The organism is Gemmatimonas sp. (assembly GCF_044376735.1).
Classification (GTDB): Bacteria; Gemmatimonadota; Gemmatimonadetes; order Gemmatimonadales; family Gemmatimonadaceae; genus Gemmatimonas.
On the sequence record NZ_JBILKJ010000170.1, the window covers coordinates 1 to 5,354 of the forward strand.

5 protein-coding genes are annotated in these 5,354 nt (G+C 66.6%); 2 read left to right on the forward strand and 3 right to left on the reverse strand.

Annotated elements, in window-relative coordinates; translation table 11 throughout:
- The coding region (locus ACIRA7_RS14605; RefSeq protein ID WP_396221584.1) for a ketoacyl-ACP synthase III at positions 1-1,060 on the forward strand (1,060 nt) is incomplete at its 5' end.
- Between the two features lie 13 nt (positions 1,061-1,073).
- Here ACIRA7_RS14605 and ACIRA7_RS14610 read toward each other — a convergent pair.
- On the reverse strand, positions 1,074-1,583 hold the full coding sequence (locus ACIRA7_RS14610) for a hypothetical protein (RefSeq protein ID WP_396221585.1): 510 nt from the start codon (positions 1,581-1,583) through the stop codon (positions 1,074-1,076).
- Between the two features lie 198 nt (positions 1,584-1,781).
- On the opposite strand from ACIRA7_RS14610, the gene ACIRA7_RS14615 reads away from it, so the two are divergent.
- Complete coding sequence (locus ACIRA7_RS14615) at positions 1,782-3,446, forward strand: ATP-dependent RecD-like DNA helicase (RefSeq protein ID WP_396221586.1); 1,665 nt, start codon at positions 1,782-1,784, stop codon at positions 3,444-3,446.
- A 56-nt stretch (positions 3,447-3,502) separates the two neighbouring features.
- On the opposite strand, the gene ACIRA7_RS14620 is transcribed toward ACIRA7_RS14615, so the two are convergent.
- Complete coding sequence (locus ACIRA7_RS14620; protein WP_396221587.1) at positions 3,503-4,711, reverse strand: DNA recombination protein RmuC; 1,209 nt, start codon at positions 4,709-4,711, stop codon at positions 3,503-3,505.
- The coding region (locus ACIRA7_RS14625; protein ID WP_396221588.1) for an ATP-binding domain-containing protein at positions 4,704-5,354 on the reverse strand (651 nt) is incomplete at its 5' end. The genes ACIRA7_RS14620 and ACIRA7_RS14625, both read right to left, overlap by 8 nt.

Consider the following 5,354-nt stretch of genomic DNA (forward strand, 5'->3'; position numbering starts at 1 on the left):
CTCGACGTTCCTCGAGACCTCCGACGAGTGGATCACGCAGCGCACCGGCATGAAGGAACGCCGCGTGTCGCACATCTCGGCGATCGAGATGGCCACCATCGCCTCGGCGCGCGCCCTCGCCTGCGCCGGTCTCGAGGCGGGTGACGTGGATCTCATCATCTACGGCGGCTGCAGCAACGAAGAGGCGGTGCCCAACAGTGCGTCCGGCGTGCAGATCGCGCTCGGCGCCACCCGCGCGGCCGCGATGGACGTGAACACGGCCTGCACCAGCTTCCTCTACGGCCTGTCTACGGCCACCGCCATGATCCAAACCGGCGTGGTGCGCAACGCCATCGTGATCGGCGTGGAGCTCATCACCCGCTACATGGACTGGAGCAATCGCAACGTGGCCGTGCTCTTCGGCGACGGCGCGGCCGCGGTCGTCGTGCAGGCCAGCGACAATGAGGAAGGGGTGATTGGTACGGTGCTGGGCTGCGACGCCGAAGCCCGCCAGAGTCTGCGCGTGCGCGGCATCGGCTGCGGCTACGCCAATCGCGACGTGTCGCTGGGGGACACGCTGTGGGATTTCGACGGACAGGTGATCTTCAAGCGCGCCGTGCACGGGATGAGCGAAGCCTCGGCCCGCGTGCTGCGTGACGCGGGCGTGACGGCGGACGACGTGGACCTCGTGGTGCCGCATCAGGCCAACTTGCGCATCATCGAGGCGGTGGCCAAGTACGCTGGCATCGGCATGGATCGCGTGATGGTGACCGTCCAGAAGTACGGCAACATGAGCGCGGCCACCGTTCCGGTCAGCCTGGTCGACGCGCTCAAGGAAGGCCGCGTGAAGCCCGGCAGCCTCTTGCTGATGCCGGGCTTCGGGGGTGGCCTCACCTTCGGCGCGCTGCTCGTGCGCTGGGGACAGCGCACCACGCCACTGGGGGAATCCTCGATCGTGATGCCACCGTGCGACCAGACCGCGCTCGAACTCGTCAATGAGATCCGGGCCAAGCAGGATCCGCACGGGCGGTCGCTGCGCGGGCTGATGGAACCCGTTTTCGCCGAATCGCGAACGGCCTGACCCCGAGGGGCGCTCACCACACCATGTCGGTGATATGCGTCCCTCGAGAGCGCCGCGCCTGGATCTCCTTGCGCAGCAGGACGATCTGACCGGCGTGGTAGGCCCCGTGCTCGACCACGCCGTCGGCCATCGTGGCGACGTTGTAGCCGTACGGCGCGATGACCTTCAGAAAGCCCTGCGACACCACCTCGCAGACCCGCACGGCCATTGAACGATAGGCGTCGGCCATCCGGAGCTGTGCGTTTTCCCACTCGGCAGTGTTGCAGACGGTGGGCACCCGAGGCCAGTCCTCGGCTGGCGTCGGCTCCTCGAGGCCTATTCCATCCATGCGCAGGCGTGCCCGTTCGGCCCGGGCCGTGACATGCAGGACGATCTCCCACCCGGTTTTCATGGTCCGCATGGGACGTTCGACGGCTTCGGCGGCGCTCATCCCCTGCAGCGCTTCGCGCAGGGAAGGCCCGTGCCACATGGGGCCGGTGATGGTGCGGCGCAGACGCCCGGACAGATGCCGAGCGTAGTCCATGTAGATGTACTCGGGGTGACGAACGGGCTTTGATTCGAACTCTTCTATTGGGATATGCGCTCCTCGGGTGCAGGGGAACCGCCAATAGAACGCAGGGGCGTCATCTCAACGTCATCGCCAACGCCCGCGGAAAGCGACGAGCGTCACCACGCCACCGCCCACGCGTCGTCTCCAGCCTGGGAACCGCTATTTTGCGGGATGTCGACTTTGCCTCCCGCCGGCACGGCACCTGCCGAACCGCTGCACACCGACGCCGGTCTCCACCTGTTGCGCTTCACCCGCGACGGAGACCTGCTGGTGTTCGACGACCGGCGGCCCGGCGAGGGGTTTGCGCAGTTCTACAGCCTCGAACGGAACGAGCTCCGCAAGTTCGTGCGGGAGGCGGTGCGCGCCAAACTCGAGCGTGTGCGCGACCGCGATCTCTGCCAGTCGGCCTTCGACCGGTATCGCGCCTATCTGGCGTCGCTGCCACCGGAGAAGGCGCCTACGCCGCGCAAGGCGGTGCAGGCGGCGCGACGCCTCGCCGCCGTGGAAGCCGGCGGGAGCGCCGAGCTGGCCGAGCTGTACGACCGGCTCGATGTGCGTGATCCGCGCCCGGTGTTCGTGACCGGACGGGCCGGCACCGGCAAGAGCACCGTGCTGCGCCAGCTGGCCGCGGCGCAGGGGGCCAAGTGCGTGGTGCTGGCACCCACCGGGCTCGCCGCGCTCAACGCCGGCGGGCAGACGATTCACTCGTTCTTCCGCTTTCCACTCAAGCCACTCACGGCCCGCGATGTTCAGGGCGGAAAGTGGATGCAGGTGGCGCGCAAACTCGACATGCTCATCATCGACGAAATCTCGATGGTGCGCGCTGATGTGGTCGACGGCATCGACGTCGCGATGCGTCTGGCCAAGGGCAACGACCTGCCCTTCGGCGGCGTGCGCGTCGTGATGTTCGGCGATCCGTTTCAGCTGCCGCCCATCGTGTCGAAGGAGCAGTCAGGCGCGTTCGGCGACTTGTGGTACGACACGCCGCACTTCTTCGACGCGGCGGTCTTCAAGTACGCGCCGCTCTCCACCGTCGAGTTTCGCACCGTGTACCGTCAGCGCGATCCGTTATGGATTGCGCTGCTGGACCGCGTGCGCACCGCCACGCCAACCGGTGACGACTACCGGCTGCTGCATACGCGCGTCGTGCGATCCACCGATGACGAACTCGACGAGACGATCATTCTCACGGCGCGCCGTCTCGATGCCGAGCGGGTGAATCAGCGCCGGCTCGACGCGCTCGACGACGCCCCGATCACGTTCTCGGCCGAACGCAGCGGCACCTTCGGCACGTCGGTCGGCACCGGCACGTTCAAACAGGATCCCGCCCCCGATCCGCTGCAGCTCAAGCGCGGGGCGCGCGTCATGTTCGTGAAGAACGACCCGGAAGAGAACTGGGTGAACGGTTCACTGGGCGAGGTGCAGGCCATCAGCGCCACCGGCGTCATCGTGAAGCTCGACGGCGGGGCCATCGTGACCGTCGAGGCGCAGGAGTGGCAGCAACTCGAATATTGGTACGACGATGAAGCCGACGACATTCGCCAGAAGGTGGTGGGTCGCTACAAGCAGCTGCCGTTGCAGCTCGCGTGGGCCGTGACGATTCACAAGAGTCAAGGGCTGACCTTCGATCGCGTGCATGTGCATCTGGGACGCGGCGCTTTTTCTGCCGGGCAGACCTACGTCGCGCTCAGTCGCTGCCGCACGATGGAAGGGATGACACTCGAATCGCCGATCGGCGCCGGTGATGTGCGCTGTGATCCGCGCGTGGTGGAGTTCATGGGCACATCGTCACCGGCCGGGCCGGTTTCGGCCTCTCCCGGCGGGATCCGCGGGTAAAGCCCCACAAACGTCCGGCTGAACCCGCCGCCCCGATGCCGGCGCAGCGAACGAGTTCATTCTGCGGGAGACGCGTTGGTCGCATCGCCGGCGGGCAGCTCCAACACCAACGCCGCTTCCGCCTCTGGCAATCGCTCGGCTGAACGCAGTTTCTTCTCCATCGCGCGGCTGCGTTGCCCGGTTTCCTCGATGGTGCGACTGGCGGTGCTGAGCTGTCGCTGCACCTTGTCGAGCACATCGCCAAATTTGCCGAATTCCGTTTTTACGGCGCCAAGTACTCGCCACACTTCGGCGGCGCGCTGCTCGACCACCAGCGTTTGGAAGCCCATGCGGAGGCTGGTGAGAATCGCCGCCAAGGTGGTCGGCCCTGCCACCACCACGCGATACTGCTGCTGCAGATCGCTTACCACCGACGGATGCCGCAGCACTTCGGCGAACAGTCCTTCGGTGGCGAGAAACATGATCGCGAAGTCGGTGCTGGCCGGCGGATGCACGTACTTGTCGTGAATCTCCCTGGCCGACCCGCGTACCGTGCGGATGAGCGCCTCACTGGCGGCCTGCACCGCCGGCACGTCGCTCAGATCTGACGCGTCTTGTAACCGGAGCCAGTCTTCCTGCGGAAACTTGGAGTCGATCGGCAACCACACGCAGCTGGCCGGATCGTCGAGCGGTCCCGGCAGCCGCACCGCGAACTCGACACGCTCGGCGGTGTCCGGCCGGATGCAGACGTTCTTGTCGTACTGCTCGGGCGTGAGCACTTGCTCCAGAATGGCGCCGAGCTGCACTTCGGCCCACGTACCGCGCGCCTTCACGTTGGTGAGCACGCGCTTGAGATCGCCCACACCGGTGGCGAGATGCTGCATCTCGCCGAGTCCTTTGTGCACGGTATCGAGGCGATCGCTGACCAGCTTGAACGATTCGCCAAGCCGCTTCTCGAGCGTGTCATGTAGCTTCTCGTCAACGGTGCGGCGCATTTCATCGAGCTTTCGCTCGTTGCCTTCCTGCAGCTCGCGCACCCGCTGATCGAGCGTGCCACGCACGCGGTCGAGCGAGGCCTGCGTGGCGTCGATCGACTTGGTCACTTCCTCGCGCAGTTCACGCGCCGACGCTCGCGATTCGTCGCGCGCGCTGCGCAGTTCCTCGCGGAGTTCACGGCGCGCCGCCTCCGGATCGACGGCGGGCTTCGCGCGAAGCAGGATCACCAGCAGCAGCACCACAGCCAGCGCGGCGCACGCGAGGGTGAGAAGCGCGATAGGATCACCCATGGGTTGCCCCCGGTGCCATGCCGTCACGCAACAGTGCCTCGAGCCCGCTGCCCCGTCGTACGGTGCGCGACACGGCCGATCGCATCACTGATTCGTCGCCTACGATCAACACGTGCCCCCGGGCGCGCGTGACCGCGGTATACAGCAACTCACGTCCCAACACCCGACTGCCCTTGGCCGGCAGCATCACGACGACGTTGGTGAATTCCGACCCCTGCGCCTTGTGCACCGTCATGGCCCATGCGGTTTGCGTTTCCGGCAATCGAGCCGGCTGAATCGAACGCGTGGAGCCCTCGGGCCCCGGGAAGTGCACAAGCAGCTCGCCATCGGCCTCCCAAGCCACTCCCACATCGCCGTTGAACAGCTGCGTGCCGTAGTCGTTTGCCATCACCATGACCGGGCGCCGGTGATACCAGCGGTCGGTGATGCTGGTGCCCTGACCGCGCAGCCAGCGTTCCACTTCAGCGTTGATGCCGGACACGCCCCACGTGCCTTCGCGTTCGGCACAGAGCACGCGGAACCCATCAAGGGCGGTGAGGGCGGCGCCCGGCGTCTCGGCCGCGAGGCAGCGCTCGAGATGTGGCACCAGCAGCGCCAGGAACGCAGCACGATCATGCGGTGCCGGGGCCCACTGCACATCGGG